18 protein-coding genes are annotated in these 20,414 nt (G+C 61.4%); 7 read left to right on the top strand and 11 right to left on the bottom strand.

All coding sequences use genetic code 11. From position 1 onward, the window contains the following. The first annotated feature begins 87 nt into the window (after nucleotides 1-87). The 5 genes from EXN22_RS10080 (at nucleotide 88) to fabB (ending at nucleotide 7,024) form a co-directional block, all read left to right on the top strand. Entirely contained in the window at nucleotides 88-2,253 is a 2,166-nt protein-coding gene (locus EXN22_RS10080; protein WP_407691948.1) for a TonB-dependent receptor plug domain-containing protein, read from the top strand. Next, on the top strand, nucleotides 2,253-3,146 hold the full coding sequence (locus EXN22_RS10075) for an ABC transporter substrate-binding protein (protein ID WP_130263910.1): 894 nt from the start codon (nucleotides 2,253-2,255) through the stop codon (nucleotides 3,144-3,146). Before EXN22_RS10080 ends, EXN22_RS10075 begins: the two co-directional genes overlap by 1 nt. Next, on the top strand, nucleotides 3,143-5,071 hold the full coding sequence (locus EXN22_RS10070) for an ATP-binding protein (protein ID WP_130263909.1): 1,929 nt from the start codon (nucleotides 3,143-3,145) through the stop codon (nucleotides 5,069-5,071). The genes EXN22_RS10075 and EXN22_RS10070 overlap by 4 nt, the downstream gene beginning before the upstream one ends. 205 nt (nucleotides 5,072-5,276) lie before the next feature. Continuing rightward, nucleotides 5,277-5,792, top strand: a complete 516-nt coding sequence (gene fabA / locus EXN22_RS10065; protein ID WP_007899046.1) for a 3-hydroxyacyl-[acyl-carrier-protein] dehydratase FabA — start codon at nucleotides 5,277-5,279, stop codon at nucleotides 5,790-5,792. A gap of 11 nt (nucleotides 5,793-5,803) precedes the next feature. Further along, nucleotides 5,804-7,024 carry a beta-ketoacyl-ACP synthase I gene (gene fabB / locus EXN22_RS10060; protein WP_130263908.1) on the top strand — a complete coding sequence of 407 codons (1,221 nt, stop codon included), beginning with the start codon at nucleotides 5,804-5,806 and terminating at the stop codon, nucleotides 7,022-7,024. A 114-nt stretch (nucleotides 7,025-7,138) separates the two neighbouring features. Here fabB and EXN22_RS10055 read toward each other — a convergent pair whose 3' ends face one another. The 3 genes from EXN22_RS10055 to EXN22_RS10045 form a co-directional block, all read right to left on the bottom strand. Continuing rightward, complete coding sequence (locus tag EXN22_RS10055) at nucleotides 7,139-8,764, bottom strand: methyl-accepting chemotaxis protein (protein ID WP_130263907.1); 1,626 nt, start codon at nucleotides 8,762-8,764, stop codon at nucleotides 7,139-7,141. Nucleotides 8,765-8,903: 139 nt separating this feature from the next. Next, nucleotides 8,904-9,368 carry a DUF3859 domain-containing protein gene (locus tag EXN22_RS10050; RefSeq protein WP_130263906.1) on the bottom strand — a complete coding sequence of 155 codons (465 nt, stop codon included), beginning with the start codon at nucleotides 9,366-9,368 and terminating at the stop codon, nucleotides 8,904-8,906. A gap of 66 nt (nucleotides 9,369-9,434) precedes the next feature. Beyond that, complete coding sequence (locus EXN22_RS10045) at nucleotides 9,435-10,442, bottom strand: amidohydrolase family protein (protein WP_130266787.1); 1,008 nt, start codon at nucleotides 10,440-10,442, stop codon at nucleotides 9,435-9,437. A gap of 104 nt (nucleotides 10,443-10,546) precedes the next feature. On the opposite strand from EXN22_RS10045, the gene EXN22_RS10040 reads away from it, so the two are divergent. Next, a complete protein-coding gene (locus EXN22_RS10040; RefSeq protein ID WP_130263905.1) occupies nucleotides 10,547-11,407 on the top strand; it encodes a pirin family protein in 861 nt (286 codons plus the stop codon). Nucleotides 11,408-11,456: 49 nt separating this feature from the next. Here the strand turns inward: EXN22_RS10040 and EXN22_RS10035 are convergent, their stop codons facing one another. From EXN22_RS10035 to EXN22_RS10020, 4 genes are all read right to left on the bottom strand, one after another. After that, complete coding sequence (locus EXN22_RS10035; RefSeq protein WP_130263904.1) at nucleotides 11,457-12,182, bottom strand: dienelactone hydrolase family protein; 726 nt, start codon at nucleotides 12,180-12,182, stop codon at nucleotides 11,457-11,459. 56 nt (nucleotides 12,183-12,238) lie between these two features. Then, nucleotides 12,239-14,143: a molecular chaperone HtpG gene (gene htpG / locus EXN22_RS10030; RefSeq protein WP_130263903.1), complete on the bottom strand. Its 1,905-nt coding sequence runs from the start codon at nucleotides 14,141-14,143 to the stop codon at nucleotides 12,239-12,241. A gap of 92 nt (nucleotides 14,144-14,235) precedes the next feature. Further along, a complete protein-coding gene (locus EXN22_RS10025; RefSeq protein ID WP_130263902.1) occupies nucleotides 14,236-14,697 on the bottom strand; it encodes a PaaI family thioesterase in 462 nt (153 codons plus the stop codon). Next, a complete protein-coding gene (locus EXN22_RS10020; protein WP_130263901.1) occupies nucleotides 14,694-15,170 on the bottom strand; it encodes a PaaI family thioesterase in 477 nt (158 codons plus the stop codon). Before EXN22_RS10020 ends, EXN22_RS10025 begins: the two co-directional genes overlap by 4 nt. Nucleotides 15,171-15,322: 152 nt before the next feature. Here EXN22_RS10020 and EXN22_RS10015 point away from each other — a divergent pair, with 152 nt between their 5' ends. After that, on the top strand, nucleotides 15,323-15,595 hold the full coding sequence (locus EXN22_RS10015; protein WP_130263900.1) for a hypothetical protein: 273 nt from the start codon (nucleotides 15,323-15,325) through the stop codon (nucleotides 15,593-15,595). Between the two features lie 86 nt (nucleotides 15,596-15,681). Here the strand turns inward: EXN22_RS10015 and EXN22_RS10010 are convergent, their stop codons facing one another. From EXN22_RS10010 to sucC, 4 genes are all read right to left on the bottom strand, one after another. Further along, the gene (locus EXN22_RS10010; protein ID WP_130263899.1) at nucleotides 15,682-16,422 is read right to left on the bottom strand and encodes a DUF599 domain-containing protein; all 741 of its coding nucleotides are present in this window, start codon (nucleotides 16,420-16,422) and stop codon (nucleotides 15,682-15,684) included. 189 nt (nucleotides 16,423-16,611) lie between these two features. Continuing rightward, a complete protein-coding gene (gene brnQ, locus EXN22_RS10005) occupies nucleotides 16,612-17,925 on the bottom strand; it encodes a branched-chain amino acid transport system II carrier protein (protein WP_130263898.1) in 1,314 nt (437 codons plus the stop codon). A gap of 353 nt (nucleotides 17,926-18,278) precedes the next feature. Further along, entirely contained in the window at nucleotides 18,279-19,163 is an 885-nt protein-coding gene (gene sucD, locus EXN22_RS10000) for a succinate--CoA ligase subunit alpha (RefSeq protein ID WP_045200545.1), read from the bottom strand. Next, entirely contained in the window at nucleotides 19,163-20,329 is a 1,167-nt protein-coding gene (gene sucC, locus EXN22_RS09995) for an ADP-forming succinate--CoA ligase subunit beta (RefSeq protein ID WP_010224674.1), read from the bottom strand. The genes sucD and sucC overlap by 1 nt, the downstream gene beginning before the upstream one ends. Between the last annotated feature and the right edge of the window lie 85 nt (nucleotides 20,330-20,414).

The following is a 20,414-nucleotide window of genomic DNA, read 5'->3' as shown; positions in this document are numbered from 1 at the left end:
GACCTGCGCATTATACGGAGCGTCAGTGCCAGAGCCAGTGGCAGATGACCGAATCAGCCTTGGGAACTGTCGCGGCGTGACTGGAAAATGCTCACCACTCGGTTAACATGCCCGACTTCAACCTGTTACCAAGGCCGCACTGTGTCTTTTGGCCCGCGCCCCAAACGCCCTTTATTACTGCTGACGGCCCTGCTCAGCGGCCCCGGTCTGGCGGACGACCTGTTTGTCGACAGCCAGGCCCTGCCGCAAATACTCACGGCCACCCGGCTCAAGCAATCACCCGCTGCCGTACCGGGCAGTATGACCGTGCTCGACAACGAGCTGATTCGCGCCAGCGGCGCCCGCGACATTCCCGAACTGCTACGCCTGGTGCCGGGAATGATGATCGGCTATGGCGCCGGCAACCAGCCAACGGTCAATTACCATGGCAGCAATGTCAACGATGCGCGGCGCATGCAGGTGCTGATCGACGGCCGCTCGGTGTACCGTGCGGGCCTGGCCACCGTGGACTGGAGCGATATCCCGCTGGCCATGGAAGACATCGAGCGCATCGAGGTGTTCCGCGGCCCCAATACCGTCAGCTATGGTGCCAACGCCCTGATGGCGGTAGTCAACATCCTCACCCGCAGCCCGGCTGACAGCCATGGCACGCGCCTCAAGGTCACCCGTGGCCAGCGTGGCATCAATGACTGGTACGCAAGCCAGGGGCTGGGATGGGATGGCGGCGACCTGCGCCTGTCGCTGTCGGGCATGCAGGATGACGGCTTCGACGAGAACCATCGTGGCCAGGACTACCGTGACAGCCGCCGTCTCAACCGCCTGGGTTTGAGCGCCAGCCACACCCTGACCAATAATCAGAGCCTGGAATGGCAGTTTTCGGCCAAGGAAGGCAGCGATCAGCGGCCTTACACCTATAAGCCGGTGTTCCCCTACGTCACGGCGGCTGGCAACAACGCCGATGTCAATGCCAAGGACTACGCCGGTTCGCTGCGCTGGAACATCGATTTCAACCCCGATCACAGCCTTTATGTGCAAGGCTCGGCCCAGCATTGGGAACGCGAGCAGGTATGGCGTGCCTGTGATGCGGCGCTGTCATTCAGCCCGCAACTGACCCAACTGTGGCGCCTGAACCCGAACTACGCCGAGCAAGTGGCGCGCAACATCACCTCGCCCTTGCCCGCCGGCAACAGTGAGGAGCGCGCCCTGGCCGAGCAGGTCCAGCAGCAATGGCGCAATGGCGGCTCGCAACAGGTCTGCGGCGATATCGACCAAAGCACCCGGGAAACCCGCTACGACATTGAAGTACAGGACACCCTGAGCCTGGCCGACAACCTGCGCCTGGTCAGCGGCGCCAACTTGCGCTACGACCGTGCCGACTCCCAGACCTACTTCAATGGCAGCCTGGACGACAGCACCTGGCGCCTGTTCGGCCACCTGGAATGGCGCGCCAGCGAGCACTGGATCCTGCAGGGCGGGGCCATGTATGAAGATGCCCGCCTGTCAGGCAGCTCGCTGACCCCGCGGGTTGCGGTCAACTACCTGATCACCCCGCGCCACGGTTTGCGCGCGGTGTACTCCGAAGCGGTGCGCTCGCCGGACATGTTCGAGAACAACGTCAACTGGAGTTACCGGGTCAACAACCTGGAGCCCGGTGCCTTTGGCCAGCGTAATGCCGAGTACTTCGTCAAGACCCGCGGCCCGGGCGATCTGGAACAGGAGCGTATGCGCTCGCGGGAACTGGGCTATAACGGTTATTTCGCCGATGCCGAGCTGAGCGTCGACCTCAAGCTGTTCTACGACGAAATCACCGGCATGATCAGCGAGCCACTGCGCAACAACCAGTACATCGCCAGCAACAGCAACAACGCCCGCTTCAGTGGCAGCGAAGCGCAACTGGACTGGCGCCTGAGCCCGGCCGATCGCCTGCGCCTGACCTACGCCTACGTCGACGCCTGGGCCAGCAACCCCGCCGACCGCCGCCTGAGCGCGACCAACAGTGGCTCGGCCGGCTGGCTGCGCGAGTGGGGCGACGGCTGGTCCAGTGCGCTCTTCTACTATGGCGACGACGCGCTCAACCAGTACCGTTTCGAACGCCTCGACCTGCGCGTGGCCAAACGCCTGCGCTGGAACCGCACCAGCCTGGAGCTGGCCGGCATGTTCCAGCAACGCCTGGATGATGAACCGACGACCATCTACGACAACCGTTATGACAGCCGCCATGTACTGTCCTTCAGCGCGGAGCTGGCGTTCTGATGCGTCGCCTGCGGCACTGGCTGCTGCTGGTCTGCCTGTGGCCCCTGGGGGCCCTGTCGGCCAGTGAGATCCTGCTTACCGGCAGTCAGGACAACCCCGGCGTGCGCAACTTCGTCGAGGCCCTGCGCAAACAGCGCCCGGCCGACCAGGTGCGCTTCGTGCCGGTGGCCGAACTGCCGCGCCCAGGCCAGATAAAAGCCGCCACTCGCCTGATCCTGCTCGACAGTGCAAGCCTTGAGTGGCGCCTGAGCGAAACGGCCGGGCCAGCGGCACTGGCCCTGCGCGTCAGTCGGGTCCAGGTCCAGCAACGCCTGGGCAACCTGCGCCCGGCCTACCTGAGCCTGCTCTGGAGCGACCCACCGCTGGCGCGCCAGTTGCGCCTGACCCACTACCTGCTGCCCCAGGCTCGCCGGGTCGGCGTGCTGTACGCCGAGCACAGCCAGTTCCTCATCGATGAACTGCGCACGGCGGCGCGCCCGCTGGGCCTGGAGATCGTCGCCCAAGCCTGGCCCGACCTGCGCGACAGCCGCCCGTTGCAAACCCTGCTGCAAAACAGCGATGTGCTGCTAGGCATCGACGACCCACAGCTGTACAACTCGAAAACGGCGAAGAACGTGTTACTCAGCAGTTATGGCCGGCAGATGGCACTGATCGGCCCGAATGCGGCGTTCGTCAAGGCCGGCGCTCTGGCCAGCACCCTGAGCGACCAGGACGACTGGCTGGCGGTACTCGGGCAGTTGCTCGACCAACAGCCCAGCCGTTGGCCGCGTACGCTCTACCCTGCACACTTCAGCGTACTCGGCAACCAACAGGTGGCCCGCGCCCTGGGCATCGAGGCGATTGACCCGTCCGCCGCAGCCATCGCCCTGGCCGAAGGAGAAAGCACACCATGAGACGGCGCCTGAGCTGGGACATCCACACCCGTACGCAAATCATCAGCCTTGGCCCGGCGCTATTGCTGACCCTGTTGCTGATCAGCTTTTTTACCTTCGTGCGCATCCAGGACCTGCGCCAGGAGCTCAACCACACCGGCCAGCTGATCGCCAACCAACTGGCTCCGGCGTCCGAATACGGGGTGATCGCCGGCAACAACGAAGTGCTCGAAAGCCTGATGCGCGCCACCCTGAGCATCCCCCATGTGCGCTTTCTAGAGGTTCAGGACAGCAGCAACCACATCCTGGTCTACGTCGAGCAACCGGACGAAAGCCACAACCGCGCACAGCAGGTGGAAGTGTTCCAGGCCCCTATCCGCCTGCAGCAGATTCGCCTGGACAACGACTTCCTGCACAGCAACGCTCCCACCCGCAACATCGGCGACGACTATTTGGGCCGGGTGATCGTCGGCATGTCGGATGACGCCTTCAGCGAGCGGCAACAGGAGATCGTGGTCAAGGCGGGGATCCTTGCATTGTTCGCCCTGTTGTTCACCTTCATCCTCGCCCGACGGCTGGCGTTGAGCCTGGCCAAGCCGATCAGCGACATGGGCCACGCGGTCAAGGCCATCCAGCAGGGCGATTTCAACGCGCCGCTGCCGGTGGTGGACGACAGCGAACTGGGTCACCTGGCGCGGCACATCAACAACCTGGCCAGTGCCCTGGGCAAAGCCAGTCACGAGCAACAGCAGGCCATGTCGCAGTTGATCCAGACCCGCGAAGAGGCGGAACAGGCGAACAAGGCCAAATCCGACTTCCTGGCGATGATGAGCCATGAACTGCGCACGCCGATGAACGGCGTGCTGGGAATGCTGCAACTGCTGGAAACTACCTCGCTGAGCGAAGAGCAGGCCGAATACACTGCTGTTGCCAGTGAATCCACCGGGCACCTGCTCAAGGTGATCAACGACATTCTCGATTTCTCGCGCATCGAGCGCACCACGGTGGAGCTCGAGCACATCGACTTCAACCTCGGCGACCTGATCGGCAGTTGCGTACAGTCGTTCCTGCACCTGGCCCAACAGCGCGAGCTGGACCTGCAACTGCGCCTGCCGCCGGGCATCGAGCACCTGCAGGTGGTCGGCGATCCGACGCGGATCCGCCAGGTGCTGCTCAACCTGATCGGCAACGCCCTGAAGTTCACCGAACGTGGCAGTGTGCAGGTCGAACCGCGCTGGCAAGTGCTCGACCGCCAGCTGATCTGGTTCACCTGCGCGGTGCGCGATACCGGCATCGGCATCGACAACACGCGCCTGGAGATGATGTTCGTCGCCTTCCAGCAGGCCGACAGCTCGATTTCCCGTCGCTATGGCGGCACCGGCCTGGGCCTGTCGATTGCCCGCACCCTGACCGAACGGATGGGCGGTACCCTGCGCGGGGAAAGCCGTGAAGGCCAGGGCTCGACCTTTACCCTGGAGATGCCCCTGGCCCTGTCGACCCTGCAGACCCCACGCCTGCCCGGCGGCCTGACCCGGGTCGAGGATGACGGCCAGGGCCGGCGCATCCTGCTGGTCGAGGACAACCCGGTGAACCAGACCGTGATCGAAGCCATGCTGCGCAGCCTGGGCTTTGAAGTCTGCGTGGCGGTCGATGGCGCCCAGGCCGTGGCGCAGGCCGGGCGCCAGCGTTTTGCCGCCGCCTTGATGGACTGCCGCCTGCCGATCATCGACGGCTACGAAGCCACCCGGCGCATCCGCCAGCTGCCGCAAGCGGCGACGATGCCGATCATCGCCTTGACCGCCAATGCCTTGCAGGGTGATCGCGAACGCTGCCTGAACGCTGGCATGAACGACTACCTGGCCAAGCCGTTCAAACGCACTGATCTGCAGCAAATTCTGCAACGCTGGCTGCCCGGTCAGTCAGCTGCGACTGGCGATAAATGCTAAATTGCGGCAGTCTAAGAGACTGGACAAGCGCCGCGAAGGGCTTGAAAATAAAATTTCAGTGCACAAGTGTACTTCTTTGCCCCGTGCGCTGTGACTTTCACTACAACGCAATAGTCTATGTGTAGGCTGCCGGCTCAAACCTGAGGGTTTTGAGACGGCCGGGAAGATTTGCCCCCTGCCGCACGGGGACTATTGAGGAGCTCGCATGACCAAACAAAACGCCTTTACTCGGGAAGACCTGCTGCGCTGCAGTCGCGGTGAGCTGTTCGGCCCAGGTAACGCGCAACTGCCCGCCCCGAACATGCTGATGGTTGATCGCATCACCCATATCAGCGAAGAGGGTGGCAAGTACGGCAAAGGTGAATTGGTCGCCGAGCTGGATATCACCCCGGACCTGTGGTTCTTCGCCTGCCACTTCGAAGGCGATCCGGTGATGCCGGGCTGCCTGGGCCTGGATGCCATGTGGCAGCTGGTCGGCTTCTTCCTGGGCTGGCAAGGCCTGCCAGGCCGTGGCCGGGCCCTGGGTTCGGGTGAAGTGAAATTCTTCGGCCAGGTCTTGCCGACCGCCAAGAAAGTCACCTACAACATTCATATCAAGCGCGTCCTCAAGGGCAAGCTGAACATGGCCATCGCCGATGGCTCGGTCACTGTCGACGGTCGCGAAATCTACACCGCCGAAGGCCTCCGGGTCGGCGTATTCACCTCCACTGACAACTTCTAAGGGTTATCCGCATGCGCCGCGTCGTTATCACTGGTCTGGGCATCGTTTCGTGCCTGGGCAATGACAAAGAGACCGTCTCCGCCAACCTGCGTGCAAGCCGCCCTGGCATCCGATTCAACCCGGAATATGCCGAAATGGGTCTGCGTAGCCAGGTTTCCGGCTCCATTGACCTCAACCTTGAAGAACTGATCGATCGCAAGATCTACCGTTTCGTCGGTCACGCCGCTGCCTACGCCTACCTGGCGATGGCCGACGCGATCAAGGACTCGGGCCTGACCGAAGAGCAAGTCTCCAACCCGCGTACCGGCCTGATCGCAGGCAGCGGCGGCGCCTCGACCCTGAACCAGATGGAAGCGCTGGACATCCTGCGCGAAAAAGGCGTCAAGCGCGTTGGCCCGTACCGCGTCACCCGGACCATGAGCAGCACCGTCTCGGCGTGCCTGGCCACCCCGTTCAAGATCAAGGGCTTGAACTACTCCATCGCCTCGGCCTGCGCCACCAGTGCACATTGCATCGGTACCGCGATGGAACAGATCCAGATGGGCAAGCAGGACATCGTCTTCGCCGGTGGCGGTGAAGAAGAGCACTGGAGCCAGTCGTTCCTGTTCGACGCCATGGGCGCCCTGTCCAGCAAGCGCAACGACACCCCGGAAAAGGCCTCCCGTGCCTACGACGCGGACCGTGACGGTTTCGTCATCGCCGGCGGTGGCGGCATGGTCGTGGTTGAAGAGCTGGAACACGCCCTGGCCCGTGGCGCCAAGATCTATGCCGAAATCGTTGGCTACGGTGCAACGTCCGATGGCTACGACATGGTTGCACCGAGCGGCGAAGGCGCCATCCGCTGCATGCAGATGGCCATGTCCACCGTCGACACCCCGATCGACTACCTGAACACTCACGGCACCTCGACCCCGGTCGGCGACGTCGCGGAAATGAAAGGTGTGCGTGAAGTGTTCGCCGGCAAAGCCCCGGCCATCAGCTCGACCAAGAGCCTGTCGGGTCACTCCCTGGGCGCCGCCGGCGTTCACGAGGCGATCTACTGCATGTTGATGATGGAAGGCAACTTCATTGCCGGCTCCGCCAACATCGACGAACTGGACCCGGAAGTGGCCGACCTGCCGGTGCTGACCAAGACCCAGGAAAACGCCAAGATCGATACCGTGATGAGCAACAGCTTCGGTTTCGGCGGCACCAACGCCACCCTGGTGCTCAAGCGCTGGGCAGGCAAGTAAGGGCTAGCCCCTTCTCCTGAAAACGCCCCGACTTGTCGGGGCGTTTTTGTTTTAGCATCGCGGGGCAAGCCCGCTCTCACATCTATTGTGGGAGCGGGCTTGCCCCGCGACGCCTTACACCGAAAACCGCCCCACCAGGCCATTGAGCTCAATCGCCAGCTGCGACAGCGCCTGGCTCGCCGCGTTGGTCTGATTCGCTCCCGCCGAGGTTTGCATGGCCAGGTCGCGGATGTTGGTCAGGTTGCGGTCCACCTCCCGCGCCACCTGCGCCTGCTGTTCCGAGGCGCTGGCAATCACCAGGTTGCGCTCATTGATCAGGCTGATCGCCGCAGCGATCTCCTCCAGCGCCGCGCCAGCAGCATGGGCTCCCTCCAAGGTGCCGCGCGCCCGCTCATTGGTATGCTGCATGCCCTCGACCGCACGATGGGTGCCCTGCTGGATACCGTCGATCATCTGCTCGATTTCACGGGTCGACTGCTGGGTGCGGTGGGCCAGGGCCCGCACCTCGTCCGCGACCACGGCAAAGCCGCGCCCGGCGTCACCGGCGCGGGCCGCCTCGATCGCGGCGTTGAGGGCCAGCAGGTTGGTCTGTTCGGCAATCGCGCCAATCACATCCAGCACCTTGGTAATACCATGGACCTGCTGGGCCAGCTGCCCCACTTCTTCAGCGTTGGCGGTAACACCCGCCGCCAGGTCTTCGATCGACGTCACGGTGAGGCGTACTTGCTCACGACCCTGGCGGGCGATGCGGTCCGATTCCTGGGAGGCCTCGGAAGTGGCCACGGCATTGCTCGCCACCTCCTCCACCGCCGCGGTCATCTGGTTGACGGCGGTCGCCGCCTGCTCGATTTCCTGGCTTTGCTGCATCAGCCCACGGGTAGCGTCTTCAGTCACCGCGCTGAGCTCTTCGGAGGCCGAGGCCAACTGGCTGGACGAATCGGAGATGCGCCCGATGGTCTCGCGCAGGCTCTGCTGCATTTGCTTCATCGCTGCAAGCAAGCGGGCCGGCTCGTCCTTGCCCTGCACCGTGATCTGCGGGGTCAGGTCACCAGTGGCCACCACCTCGGCAACTTGCAGCGATTGCGTCAGCGGCCGGACGATACTGCGGGTCAAGGTCAAGGCCAGCACCACCGTCAGCACCACGGCGGCGATCAGCAGGCCAATCACCCAGACCCGCGCCTGCTGGTAGACGGCTTCGGCAAGGTCGGTCGCCGTGTTGGCATGCTGATTGTTGAGCGCAATCAGCTCGTTAAGGCTGGCGGTCATCTGGTCTGCCAACTGGTTCATGTCGCCATTGACCAGGGCCACGGCCTCTTCGAGCCGATGCGCAGAAGACAATTCCACCACTTGGCCCTGTAGCTTGAGGTAGCGCTGCTCCAGCTCAAGGTAGCGGTCGAACAGGGTTTGCTCTTCAGGCAGCACGATCAGGGCCTGGTACTTCTGCTGAGCCTTGCCCAGCCCGGCCTTGATCTGCTCGATGCGCGACTTGTTCTGCTCAAGCGCTGCGGCGTCACGATTGACCAGCAAACGCAAGGTCAAGGCGCGAATGCGCAGCATGTCCTGGGTCATCTGGCCGACCGATATGACGCTGGGCAACCAGTTGCTGTCGACCTGCTCGGACTGCTGGCGCATGCTGGTCATCTGCATCAAGGCAAAGGCGCCCAAGGCAAACACCAGCGCCGCCACCAGGCCAAAGCCCAGGCCAGCCCTGGGCGCGATATTCATGCTTCTCAAGCTCATTTCCTGGCTCCCTCCAAAAGCGCTGCAACAGCGCGCAGCAGTCCTTGCTTCTAGACGGTATCGGCCCGGCGAAAATTTGCGTAAGACGAAAACGTGATATCAAAAGGCCTTGTGATCGCGACGCCAGTGACGCAGGGGCTCAACGCACGGTAAAGCGCTGCTCGGCAAGCAGGCGGTCGCCCTGGAAGACCATGAAATGCCACTGCCCGGGCACCACTTCATGGTGCTCGGTGAACTCGTAGGCCATCACGTCCTGGACCGCTCCGGGCACCAGTTTCTGCACCACTTCGAACTTGTCATGGCGCTTGCCATCGGGGGTGATCACCCCTGGAGTGAAGTACAGCAGGGTCAACGGGGTGTCTTCGGCGACCTTGCCTTCCAGGCGGTAGCGCAGGCCGAACTTGCTGCCCAGGCGTGCCGGAATGTCTTCGGTGGGGTGCAGTGCCTGGTTGCTCTGGGTCAGCACTCGCTCACCGGGCTGGAAATTCTCGTGGCGAGTCTCGAACAACCCGTACTCCACCGGGCCCGCTACGCGAACCTCGGCACTGGCCAGGCCACTGACCAGCAACAGCCCGCATAAGGCGCTGAAACGATGTGAAAACATAGTGCACTCCATCAGGTTGATGGCGGCAGGCTATGACGTCGGCATGACAGGCTGATGACAGAGCGGTCACGGGCGCGCCTTGGGCAGTACGGCCAGGAAGTTGTCGCGGGCGACCTGTTGCGCGATGTCGGCCGGCAAGGCATCGAGAAATACATCGAAACCCTGCATCTGCTCACCCAGGCTGGCGAAACGCCCGACCACATCGGAGCCGAGCATGAAGCGTTCAGGGAAGCGCTTCACCAGTTCCAGCCACTGCGCCCTTGGTTTTCCCTGATCGTCCAGCAGATAAGGCTGCAGGACGCTCCAGGATAGATCCACGTACAGGTTCGGGTAGTCTTCCAGCAGCCGTGACAGCGTCGGCAGCAGAAAGTCGAGCTGGGTCTGGTGGCGATGGATTTCCATGCTGGTGCCGGCATGGGCCCAGATGAAGCGGGTGTGCGGGTGATTACGCAGGGGTTCTTCGATCTCCGCCAGGTACAACGGGTTGCGTTCGCGCTTTGAGGTAATGTTGGAGTGAATCAGCACCGGCAGGTCCTGTTCGGCGGCCAGGTGATAGATACGGGTCATGGCCTCGTTGTTGGCCCGCGGCGTGTCGCCGCTGGTCAGCGCGGTCAGGTCGTCATGGCGGGTAAACACTTCACCGATGCCCTGCCACAGGCCCGGATACAGCTCGAGCATGCGCTCGATGTGCGCGACGGCATTCTTGTCCACCGGGTTGAAGCCACTGAGAAACGGATGAAAGCGCTGGCGCTGCACGGGGGCGAGCTTCTCCAGGGCCGCCGCGACATAGATATCGGTGGCGCTGTACCAGTAGGCATCGGCATCGTCGCCTGCGTAGTAGCGCGGGCGCTTGGGCTCGTCCTCATGCCACTTCTTGGCCACGGGAATGCCGGAGATCATCGACTGGTCGATACGCGCCGCGTCCATGGCCTTGAGCAAGGCATCCATGCCGGCGGTTTCCTGAAAGAAATCCACGTAATGCAGGTGCGCGTCACTGTAGTGGTACTCGCGCGCCTGCGCCGTCGGCAGCGACAGCGTCATCACCAGCACCCAGCCCAGATACCTGACAATCATCATGCGCTCCTTGTTGGCCGCTTCAGACAAGGTAGACCGACCTCAACACCTGGCAGTTCAGCAGGTTATGCTACAAGAACCCTCCCCCAGGCCTGGAGCACACCGTGAGCAGTCCCTTGGTCATCCGCCCTCGCGCCGAATCGGTCGAAGGCCAACCCATCCTGCGCCCCCTGCCTTCGGCCCAGTGCCGCAGCGTCGGGCCCTTTGTGTTCTTCGATCACATGCTCGAAACCGATTACCCGACCGGGCGCGGCATGAACATCCGCCAGCACCCGCACATCGGCCTGTCGACCCTCACCTACCTGTTCGAAGGCGAAATCCAGCACAAGGACAGCCTGGGTTCAGACCAGAGAGTCAAAGCCGGCGAGGTCAGCTGGATGACCGCTGGCAGCGCCATTGCCCATGTCGAGCGCACCCCGTCCGACTTGCTGACAGAGCGCTCGCGCCTGCATGGCTTGCAGGTGTGGCTGGCCTCTCCAAAAGCCCAGGAGCAAGGCCCGGGGCACTACAGCCATCACCCGGCGGCGAGCTTGCCGGTCAGTGACAACCTCGGGGTCAGCATTCGCATGATTGCCGGCAACGGTTTTTGCCTGCAATCACCGGTGCCGGTGCTGTCACCAACCCTGTATGCGCTGGTGCAGATGCAGGCCGCCACGACCCTGACGGTGCCCACTGAACACGCCGAGCGTGCATTGTATGTGTTGGACGGCGAAGTCAGCCTGAACGATGAGGCAATCGAGCCGTGCAGCCTGGTGATCTTGCCATCCGGCGAAGAGATGAGCCTGTATGCCGACAGCGAGAGCCAACTGGTGCTGTTTGGCGGTGCGCCACTGGATGGGCCGCGGCGCATGAACTGGAATTTCGTTGCCAGTGATCCAGCGCTGATCGAACAGGCGCGGGCACGCTGGGCGGCCGGGGACTGGCCGACGGTGCCGGGGGAAATTGAAAGGATCGAGTTACCTTGATTGGTTTATCGCGGGGCAAGTCGGGTCGCCGCATCGCCCCGCGATGGACTCAGCGCTGGAACACTTCATCGAGCAAGTTGAACATCGCCCGGAACGCGCGCTTGGACGTACGCGCGTCGTACTTCATCTTGCCGGGGATGTTGGCCGCGGTGTCGGTAAACGAATGCACCGCACCGCCATAGCTGATCAGTTGCCAATCGACCTTGGCCGCATCCATCTCGGCCTCGAAGGCCGGCAGCTGCTCCTTGGGTACGAACGGATCGGCTGCGCCATGCAGCACCAGCATCGAAGCCTTGACCTTGCCCTCTTTCGCCGGCAGCGGTGTATCCAGGGTGCCGTGGAACGACACAGCAGCCTGCAAGCGGGCATCCTCACGGCCCAGCTCCAAGGCGCAACAACCGCCAAAGCAAAAACCGAAGGTGGCCAGCTTGCCCGGCTCCAGCACCGCCTTCGATTGCGCCAACAGTTGATCCAGGGCCGCTTTCAAGCGTTTGCGCAGCTCAACGCGGTCATTCTTCAGCGGCGTCATCGCCGCCCCAGCTTCATCCATGTTCGACGGACGCAGGGTCTGGCCATAGATATCGGCGAGCAACACCACATACCCCTGGGCGGCAACGTCGCGGGCGATGCGTTCGGCGCCCTCGCCCACCCCCATCCAGTTCGGCGCCATCAGCAGCCCGGGTTGCTCGCGGGCACCCTGGGTATAGAACAAGCGACTCTCATAGGCTTTGCCGGCAACATGATAGACCAGCGATTCGACGGTAACCTTGCTCATGCACTCCTCCTTGCACCATGAAAAAAGCCCGCCGAGGCGGGCTTTCCTGCAACTACTTAAGCCGATAACTCAACCAGTAGCTTGTTCAGGCGACGAACGTACGCCGCCGGGTCCTTGAGGCTATCGCCCGCGGCCAGCGCGGCCTGATCGAAGAGGATGTGCGAGAAGTCGGCGAAACGGTCTTCGCTCTGCTCGTTGTCCAGCTTCTCGATCAGTGGATGGCCGGGGTTGAACTCGAAGATCGGCTTGGAGTCCGGCACCTTCTGCCCGCTGGCTTCGAGGATCTGGCGCATCTGCATGCCCAGGTCCTGCTCACCGATGGCCAGGATCGCCGGCGAGTCGGTCAGGCGGTGGGAAACCCGCACTTCGCTGACACTTTCGCCCAAGGCGGCCTTGAGACGCTCGACCAGGCCTTCTTTGTCCTTGGCGACTTCTTCCTGGGCCTTCTTGTCCTCGTCGGAGTCCAGCTTGCCCAGGTCCAGGTCACCACGGGCAACGTCGACAAAACTCTTGCCGTCGAACTCGCTCAGGTAGCTCATCAGCCACTCGTCGATGCGGTCGGTGAGCAGCAGTACTTCGATGCCTTTCTTGCGGAAGACTTCCAGGTGCGGGCTGTTCTTGACCTGCGCATAAGATTCGCCGGTGAGGAAGTAGATCTTGTCCTGACCTTCCTTGGCGCGCGCCAGGTAGTCGGCCAGGGCAACGCTCTGCTCACCGCTTTCGTCATGGGTGGAGGCGAAACGCAGCAGACCGGCGATCTTTTCCTTGTTGGCGAAGTCCTCAGCCGGACCTTCCTTCATCACCTGGCCGAAGTTCTTCCAGAAGCCCTTGTACTGCTCAGGCTCGTTCTTGGCCAGCTTCTCGAGCATGTCCAGCACGCGCTTGGTCAGGGCCGACTTCATCGAGTCGATGATCGGGTCTTTCTGCAGGATTTCGCGCGAGACGTTCAGCGACAGGTCGTTGGAATCGACCACACCCTTGATGAAGCGCAGGTACAGCGGCAGGAAGGATTCGGCCTGATCCATGATGAACACGCGCTGCACGTACAGCTTCAGGCCACGCGGCGCTTCACGCTGGTACAGGTCGAACGGGGCACGGGCCGGCACATAAAGCAGCGAGTTGTATTCCAGCTTGCCTTCGACCTTGTTGTGGCTCCAGGCCAGCGGGTTCTCGAAGTCATGACCGATGTGCTTGTAGAACTCCTGGTATTCCTCGTCCTTGATCTCGGTACGCGGACGGGTCCACAGGGCGCTGGCGCGGTTGACGGTTTCCCATTCTTCGGCTGGCTTCTCTTCGCCTTCGGCAGCTTCGGCCTGTTTTGGCAGCTCGATCGGCAAGGCGATGTGATCGGAGTATTTCTTGACGATGTTGCGCAGGCGCCAGCCGTCGGCGAACTCTTCCTCAGCCTTTTTCAGGTGCAGGACGATGCGGGTACCGCGCTCGGCCTTGTCGATGGTGGCGACGTCGAAGTCACCTTCGCCCTTGGACGACCAGTGCACGCCTTCGGCAGCTGGCTGGCCGGCGCGGCGGCTGAACACGTCGACCTTGTCGGCGACGATAAAGGCCGAGTAGAAGCCCACGCCGAACTGACCGATCAGGTGTGAGTCTTTTTTCTGATCGCCGGTGAGGTTCTTCATGAAGTCGGCGGTGCCGGACTTGGCGATGGTGCCCAGGTGTGCAATCACCTCGTCGCGGCTCATGCCGATACCGTTGTCTTCGAGGGTGACGGTGTTGGCGTCCTTGTCGAAGCTCAGGCGGATTTTCAGCTCGGCGCCACCCTCGAGCAGCTCTGGCTTGGCCAGGGCCTCGAAGCGCAGTTTATCGACCGCGTCGGAGGCGTTGGAAATCAATTCGCGCAGGAAGATTTCCTTGTTCGAGTACAAGGAATGGATCATGAGGTGCAGCAGCTGCTTCACCTCGGTCTGGAAGCCCAGGGTTTCTTTTTGAGTCTCCACACTCATGCTTCAACACTCCGATCTGATGACAGTTGTCGTTAGGCAGGCCGGTGGCCTGCTTTTACGGCGGGATGCACAACAGATGGGGGTGGCTGGGGCTATTTCAAGGGCGAAGTCATTTCTTCGATCTTGAAATGCGCCCGCGCCGTGGCAATCGGCACATCCGGGTTGCCCTGCCAGGCCGTGATCGCCACGTTGGTCACCCGCCGCCCCTGGCGCCACAACTGGCACTGGGCATAGGTATCGCGATAGTGGCCGGCGCGCAGGTAGTCGATGGAAAAGTCGATGATTTTCGGGATCGCCGCGCTTTCACTGAAAATCAGCAGGTACAACGCCGCCGACAGCTCCATGAAACCTGCAATCACCCCGCCGTGGATCGCCGGCAACAACGGATTGCCGATGTTGTCCTGGGTGGCCGGCAGGCAAAACAGCAGGTCGTCGCCCTGGCGACTGCACTGGATACCAATCAATCCGGCATAAGGAATCAGCTCCAGCAGTGGCTGGTAATTGCCCTCGGCGTGAGCCTTACGCAGCTGACGATGGATTTCTGGCGCGATCATTGTTCGCCCCCTTTGAGCTTGTTGGCAAAATTGAGCCCGCCTTTGATGCCCTTGCCCAGGCGCATGAAGGTGCCCACCACCTGGGCGATCGGCTGCTCGGGGTCGTCCTGATAGGCCATGCCGCGGGTGAAAATCACATCGCGCGAGACACGGTAGCAGTAGGCGTGGCCAAAGATATCCTTGCCTGCCTCGGCCGGGTGCATGTAGTCGATGCGCAGGTCCAGGGTCGGGCAAACCTCGAACTCAGGCAGTGCGCAGAGGGTGGCCATACCGCAGGTGGTGTCCATCAACGTGGTCAACGCCCCGCCATGAACCGCACCGGTCTGCGGGTTGCCGACGATCTTTGCCGAGTAGGGCAACACCAGGGTCATGCCCTGGGCATCGGCGTGATGCACACGCATCTGAAGGACCTGGCAATGGCGCAATGCCGAAAGAAAGCGCTCGGCCATCGCCTGTAACGAAGTGTCGTTCATCTTGAAAACTCTCAGGCCATTGAGAACATGCACACAGATCGACAAATGTCCATATAGAACCATTTGTTATATATCTGTATGGTGCGCGGAACTTCTACCGGTTACTTGAGCTCGAAGGAACAAGTAACTTATTCCACAAGGAGAAACACCCCATGCGTAAACCTTTTGCTTTTGCCGTTATGCTCGCCGCTGCTCTGGGTCTGGCCGCTTGCGATAAAGCCAGCGAGAACAAAGCCCAAGACGCTCAGCAACATTCCGAGAACGCCCAAGAGAAAATGGGTGAGGCTCAGGATAAAGTGAACGAGGCAGCGAAAGAAAACGCCGAAGCCGCCAAAGATCAGGCCGAAGCGCAACAAAAAGCCGCTGAAGAAGCCGCTCCTGCTGCTCCTGCTGCCCCGGTCACTCCTGCTGAGCCTGCCAAGTAAGCACGCCTGCTGGAATAAAAAAACCCGACGCTGTCGGGTTTTTTTATGCCTGTTGAAATTGAGTTAAACGATTCAGTCGTGCCGGCTCAGGCCAGGTTCTCTTTAGCCGGCTCCACGACCGGTGCTTCGGTCGGGGTATAGACCATTACCTCGAGAACATCGGAATGAAACTCACGACGGTACAGTACCAGCACCACCCCGGTACTCATCAACATGAACAACCAGGGGCTGATAAACCAGCAAAGCATGGCCATGCCAAAGTAATAGGAACGCAGGCCAAAGTTGAACTGGTTGGCCGCCAGGGAAATAACCTTGGCGGCTCTAAGGGCAAAAGCCTTGCGCTCAAGTTCACTGACATGACGTTCACCGATCATCGGCGCCGAGCCCACCAGCACGGCGGCAAAGTTGTATTGGCGCATGCACCAGCTGAAGGTAAAGAAGGCATAGACGAACACCATCGCCAGGCACAGCAACTTGATTTCCGACATGCCCTGGGACGCCTGCTGCACCAGCGGCAGGTCCGCCAGCAACGACACGGCACGGTCCGAAGCGCCGAGCACGGTGAGAATACCGGCAAGGATAATCAAGGTACTGGAGGCAAAGAACGACGCATTGCGCTCCAGGTTGCCGATCACGCTGGCATCGGCGATACGGTTGTCACGCATCAGCATCCGGCGCATCCAGTCTTCCCGGTAAAGGTGCAGCACGCTGGCCAGGCACGCGGTATCGCGACCCTTCCAGGTCGCATAACGGGTGTACCCGCCCCAGCAGACGGCAAACCAGCAGGCGGCCAGCAGGTGAATCAGATTGCTTTGAATGAAGCTCATGCAAGGTCCTGATTGAAGTTTCGAACACAATAAAACCCATTGACCAGCTTTCGACGCTTTACCGCAGAAAAAGACACGTACTGGCCACAGAAACGAAAAAGCCCCGCATCCTTTCGGACGCGGGGCTCGGAATCTGCCGTGACGCTCACCCTGTTGGCTTGTGGCCGGTGCCCGTCACTTGGCCGATTCTCAGGCCAGCACTTCGCGTGGCTTGCCCAGCATGCGGTCACACAGTACCGCAAGGCCCAGGGTAACCACCGAAGGCACCAGCCAGGCCAGGCCCTGCTCGCTCAGCGGCAGGTGAGCCAAAAATTCTGGCAGCTTGCCGGCCAGCGCCGTGCCCTTGATGGCATCGACCATGCCGAACAGCAGCGACACCAGCATCACTGGCCCCAGGATGCGAACCTGGGAGTTCCACAGCTCCTTGCAGAAGCTCAGGCCCACGACCACGATGCACGGTGGGTAGATGGCGGTGAGTACCGGGATCGAGAACAGGATCAGCTTGGTCAGGCCCAGGTTGGAGATCAGCAGCGAGAACGCCGCAAGGATCACCACCAGGGTACGGTACGACAGCGGCAGTACCTGGCTGAAGTACTCGGCGCAGGCGCACGTCAGGCCGACTGCGGTGACCAGGCAGGCCAGGGCGATCAGCACGGCGAGGAAGCCGCTGCCCAACGAGCCGAAGGTGTGCTGGACATAGGCATGCAACACCGCTGCGCCGTTGCTGGCACCGGCGGCAATTTCATGGCTGCCGGCACCCAGGCGGAACAGGCTGATGTACACCAGGGCCAGGCCGACACCGGCGATCAGGCCGGCGATGATCGCGTAACGGGTGATCAGCTGTGGCGACTCGACGCCGCGCGAACGAATGGCGTTGACGATGACGATACCGAACACCAGTGCGCCAAGGGTATCCATGGTCAGGTAACCATTGATGAAACCCTGGGAGAACGGTGCTGCAACATAGGCCGGCTGCGCTTCACCGATGCCACCAGCGGGCAGCATGAACGCGGCAATGCCCAGCGCAGCCAGGGCAATGATCTTCAGTGGCGCGAGGAAGCGGCCGACGGTATCGAGCAGCTTGCCCGGATACATCGACACTGCCAGTACCACCAGGAAGTACACCAGGCTGTAGAGGAACAACGCCATCGGGCTTTCACCGGTCAGCGGTGCAACACCGACCTCGAAGGAGACGGTGGCGGTACGCGGGGTGGCGAACAGCGGTCCTACCGAGAGGTAGCACACCGCCGCCAGCAGGCCACCGGCAACCTTGCCGATCGGGCTGCTCAGGGCATCCATGCCGCCGCCGACCTTGGCCAGGGCGACAACCGTGATGACCGGCAGGCCCACAGCGGTGATCAGGAAGCCCAGCGCCGCCATCCACACATGCGGACCGGATTGCAGACCGACGATAGGTGGGAAAATGATATTGCCCGCGCCGACGAACAAAGCGAACGTCATAAAACCAAGTGCCAGGATGTCCTGGCCTTTTAAAACTTTCATTAAGGAAATACCACACTGCTGAAATCGGGATTTAGAGAGGGATTTCCCCTTGGGTGAGGGAAATGCTGCCTGGCTGGATGAGCCAGACCCGTTTAGCGTGTCGTTCCCTTTTGGGGAGCGGGCACAAAATGAGTGCATAGGTTAACGAATTTGTCACAGAAACGCACTGTTGCAGGGCTGCTTGTCCGATGTGCGAATGTACATGTCGTCTGGATGACCGCTTTTTTGCCAGAAAACATCGCGGGGCAAGCCCGCTCCCACAGGATATGCAGGAGCGGGCTTGCCCCGCGAAAGCAATCAACGCAAAACAAAAAGGCCACCCGAAGGTGGCCTCTTTGCTTACCGGGCAGTGATTACTTCTTCACTTCCCAGCCAGTCAGCTCGGCCAGGGCCTTGCCGATGTCTGCCAGCGAACGCACGGTTTTCACACCAGCGTCCTGCAGCGCAGCGAATTTCTCGTCTGCAGTGCCTTTGCCGCCAGAGATGATGGCGCCAGCGTGGCCCATACGCTTGCCCGCAGGAGCGGTAACACCAGCAATATAGGAAACTACAGGCTTGGTGACGTTGGCCTTGATGTAGGCAGCCGCTTCTTCTTCAGCCGAACCGCCGATCTCACCGATCATGACGATCGCTTCGGTCTTCGGGTCTTCCTGGAACAGCTTCAGGATGTCGATGAAGTTGGAGCCCGGGATCGGGTCGCCACCGATACCGACGCAGGTGGACTGACCGAAACCGGCGTCAGTGGTCTGCTTGACCGCTTCGTAGGTCAGGGTGCCGGAACGCGAAACGATACCGACCTTGCCTGGCAAGTGGATGTGACCTGGCATGATGCCGATCTTGCACTCGCCCGGAGTGATGACGCCTGGGCAGTTAGGGCCGATCAGGGTAACACCCAGTTCGTCGCACTTGACCTTGGCATCGAGCATGTCCAGGGTAGGAATGCCTTCGGTGATGCAGACGATCAGCTTGATGCCGCCGAAGGCCGCTTCCAGGATCGAGTCCTTGCAGAAAGGAGCCGGAACGTAGATGACCGACGCATCAGCGCCGGTGGCTTCTACAGCTTCTTTCACAGTGTTGAACACTGGCAGGCCCAGGTGGGTAGAGCCACCTTTGCCTGGGGTCACGCCGCCAACCATCTTGGTGCCGTAGGCGATGGCTTGTTCGGAGTGGAAAGTACCTTGCGAGCCGGTGAAGCCCTGGCAAATAACTTTGGTGTCTTTATTGATCAGGACGCTCATTATTTGCCCTCCGCAGCTTTGACAACTTGTTGAGCAGCGTCGGTCAGGCTGGTTGCAGCAATGATGTTCAAACCGCTTTCTGCCAGTACTTTAGCACCCAGTTCAGCGTTGTTACCTTCCAGGCGAACAACAACCGGCACTTTCACGCCGACTTCTTTCACTGCACCGATGATGCCTTCGGCAATCATGTCGCAACGAACGATGCCGCCGAAGATGTTGACCAGAACGGCCGCGACATTGCTGTCGGACAGGATGATCTTGAAGGCTTCGGTCACGCGCTCTTTGGTAGCACCACCACCTACGTCGAGGAAGTTGGCTGGCTTGCCGCCGTGCAGGTTGACGATGTCCATGGTACCCATGGCCAGGCCGGCACCGTTGACCATGCAGCCGATGTTGCCTTCCAGGGCCACGTAGTTCAGCTCGAAGCTGGCAGCGTGGGCTTCACGAGGATCGTCCTGGGACGGGTCGTGGAAGGTTTTCAGCTTAGGCTGACGGTACATGGCGTTAGCGTCGATGTTGATCTTGGCATCGAGGCAGTGCAGGTCGCCGTCGGCCTTGATGACCAGCGGGTTCACTTCCAGCAGGGCCAGGTCGTGTTCTTTGAACAGCTTGGCCAGGCCGACGAAAATCTTGGCGAACTGAGCAACTTGCTTGCCTTCCAGACCGAGCTGGAATGCCAGTTCACGACCCTGGAATGGCTGAGCGCCAACCAGTGGATCGATAGTAGCCTTGATGATCTTCTCAGGAGTCTCGTGAGCGACTTTCTCGATGTCCACGCCACCTTCGGTGGAGGCCATGAACACGATACGACGGCTCGAACGGTCGACTACAGCGCCCAGGTACAGCTCTTTGGCGATGTCAGTGCAGGATTCGACCAGGATCTTGGTCACTGGCTGACCGTTGGCGTCAGTCTGGTAGGTCACCAGACGCTTGCCCAACCATTGCGCAGCGAACGCCTTGGCGTCTTCCTTGCTGCGAACCAGCTTGACGCCGCCCGCTTTACCGCGACCACCGGCGTGGACCTGGGCTTTGACAACCCACTCGGTACCACCGATCTTGTCGCACGCTTCTGCGGCAGCTTCAGGGGTGTCGACTGCGAAACCCTTGGAAACTGGCAGGCCGTATTCAGCGAACAGCTGCTTACCCTGATACTCGTGAAGATTCATGCTTTTTACCGTCTTCGTTAGGTACTGCGCTTCGGCGCTGCGCTCCATGGGAGTGCCGCGCCACCTGTGACCACTTGCCCCCGGT

Origin of the sequence: Pseudomonas tructae, from assembly GCF_004214895.1 — a bacterium.
Classification (GTDB): domain Bacteria; phylum Pseudomonadota; class Gammaproteobacteria; order Pseudomonadales; family Pseudomonadaceae; genus Aquipseudomonas; species Aquipseudomonas tructae.
The sequence above is the reverse complement of the archived record's forward strand: the minus strand, read 5'-3'. Positions and strand labels throughout refer to the sequence as shown.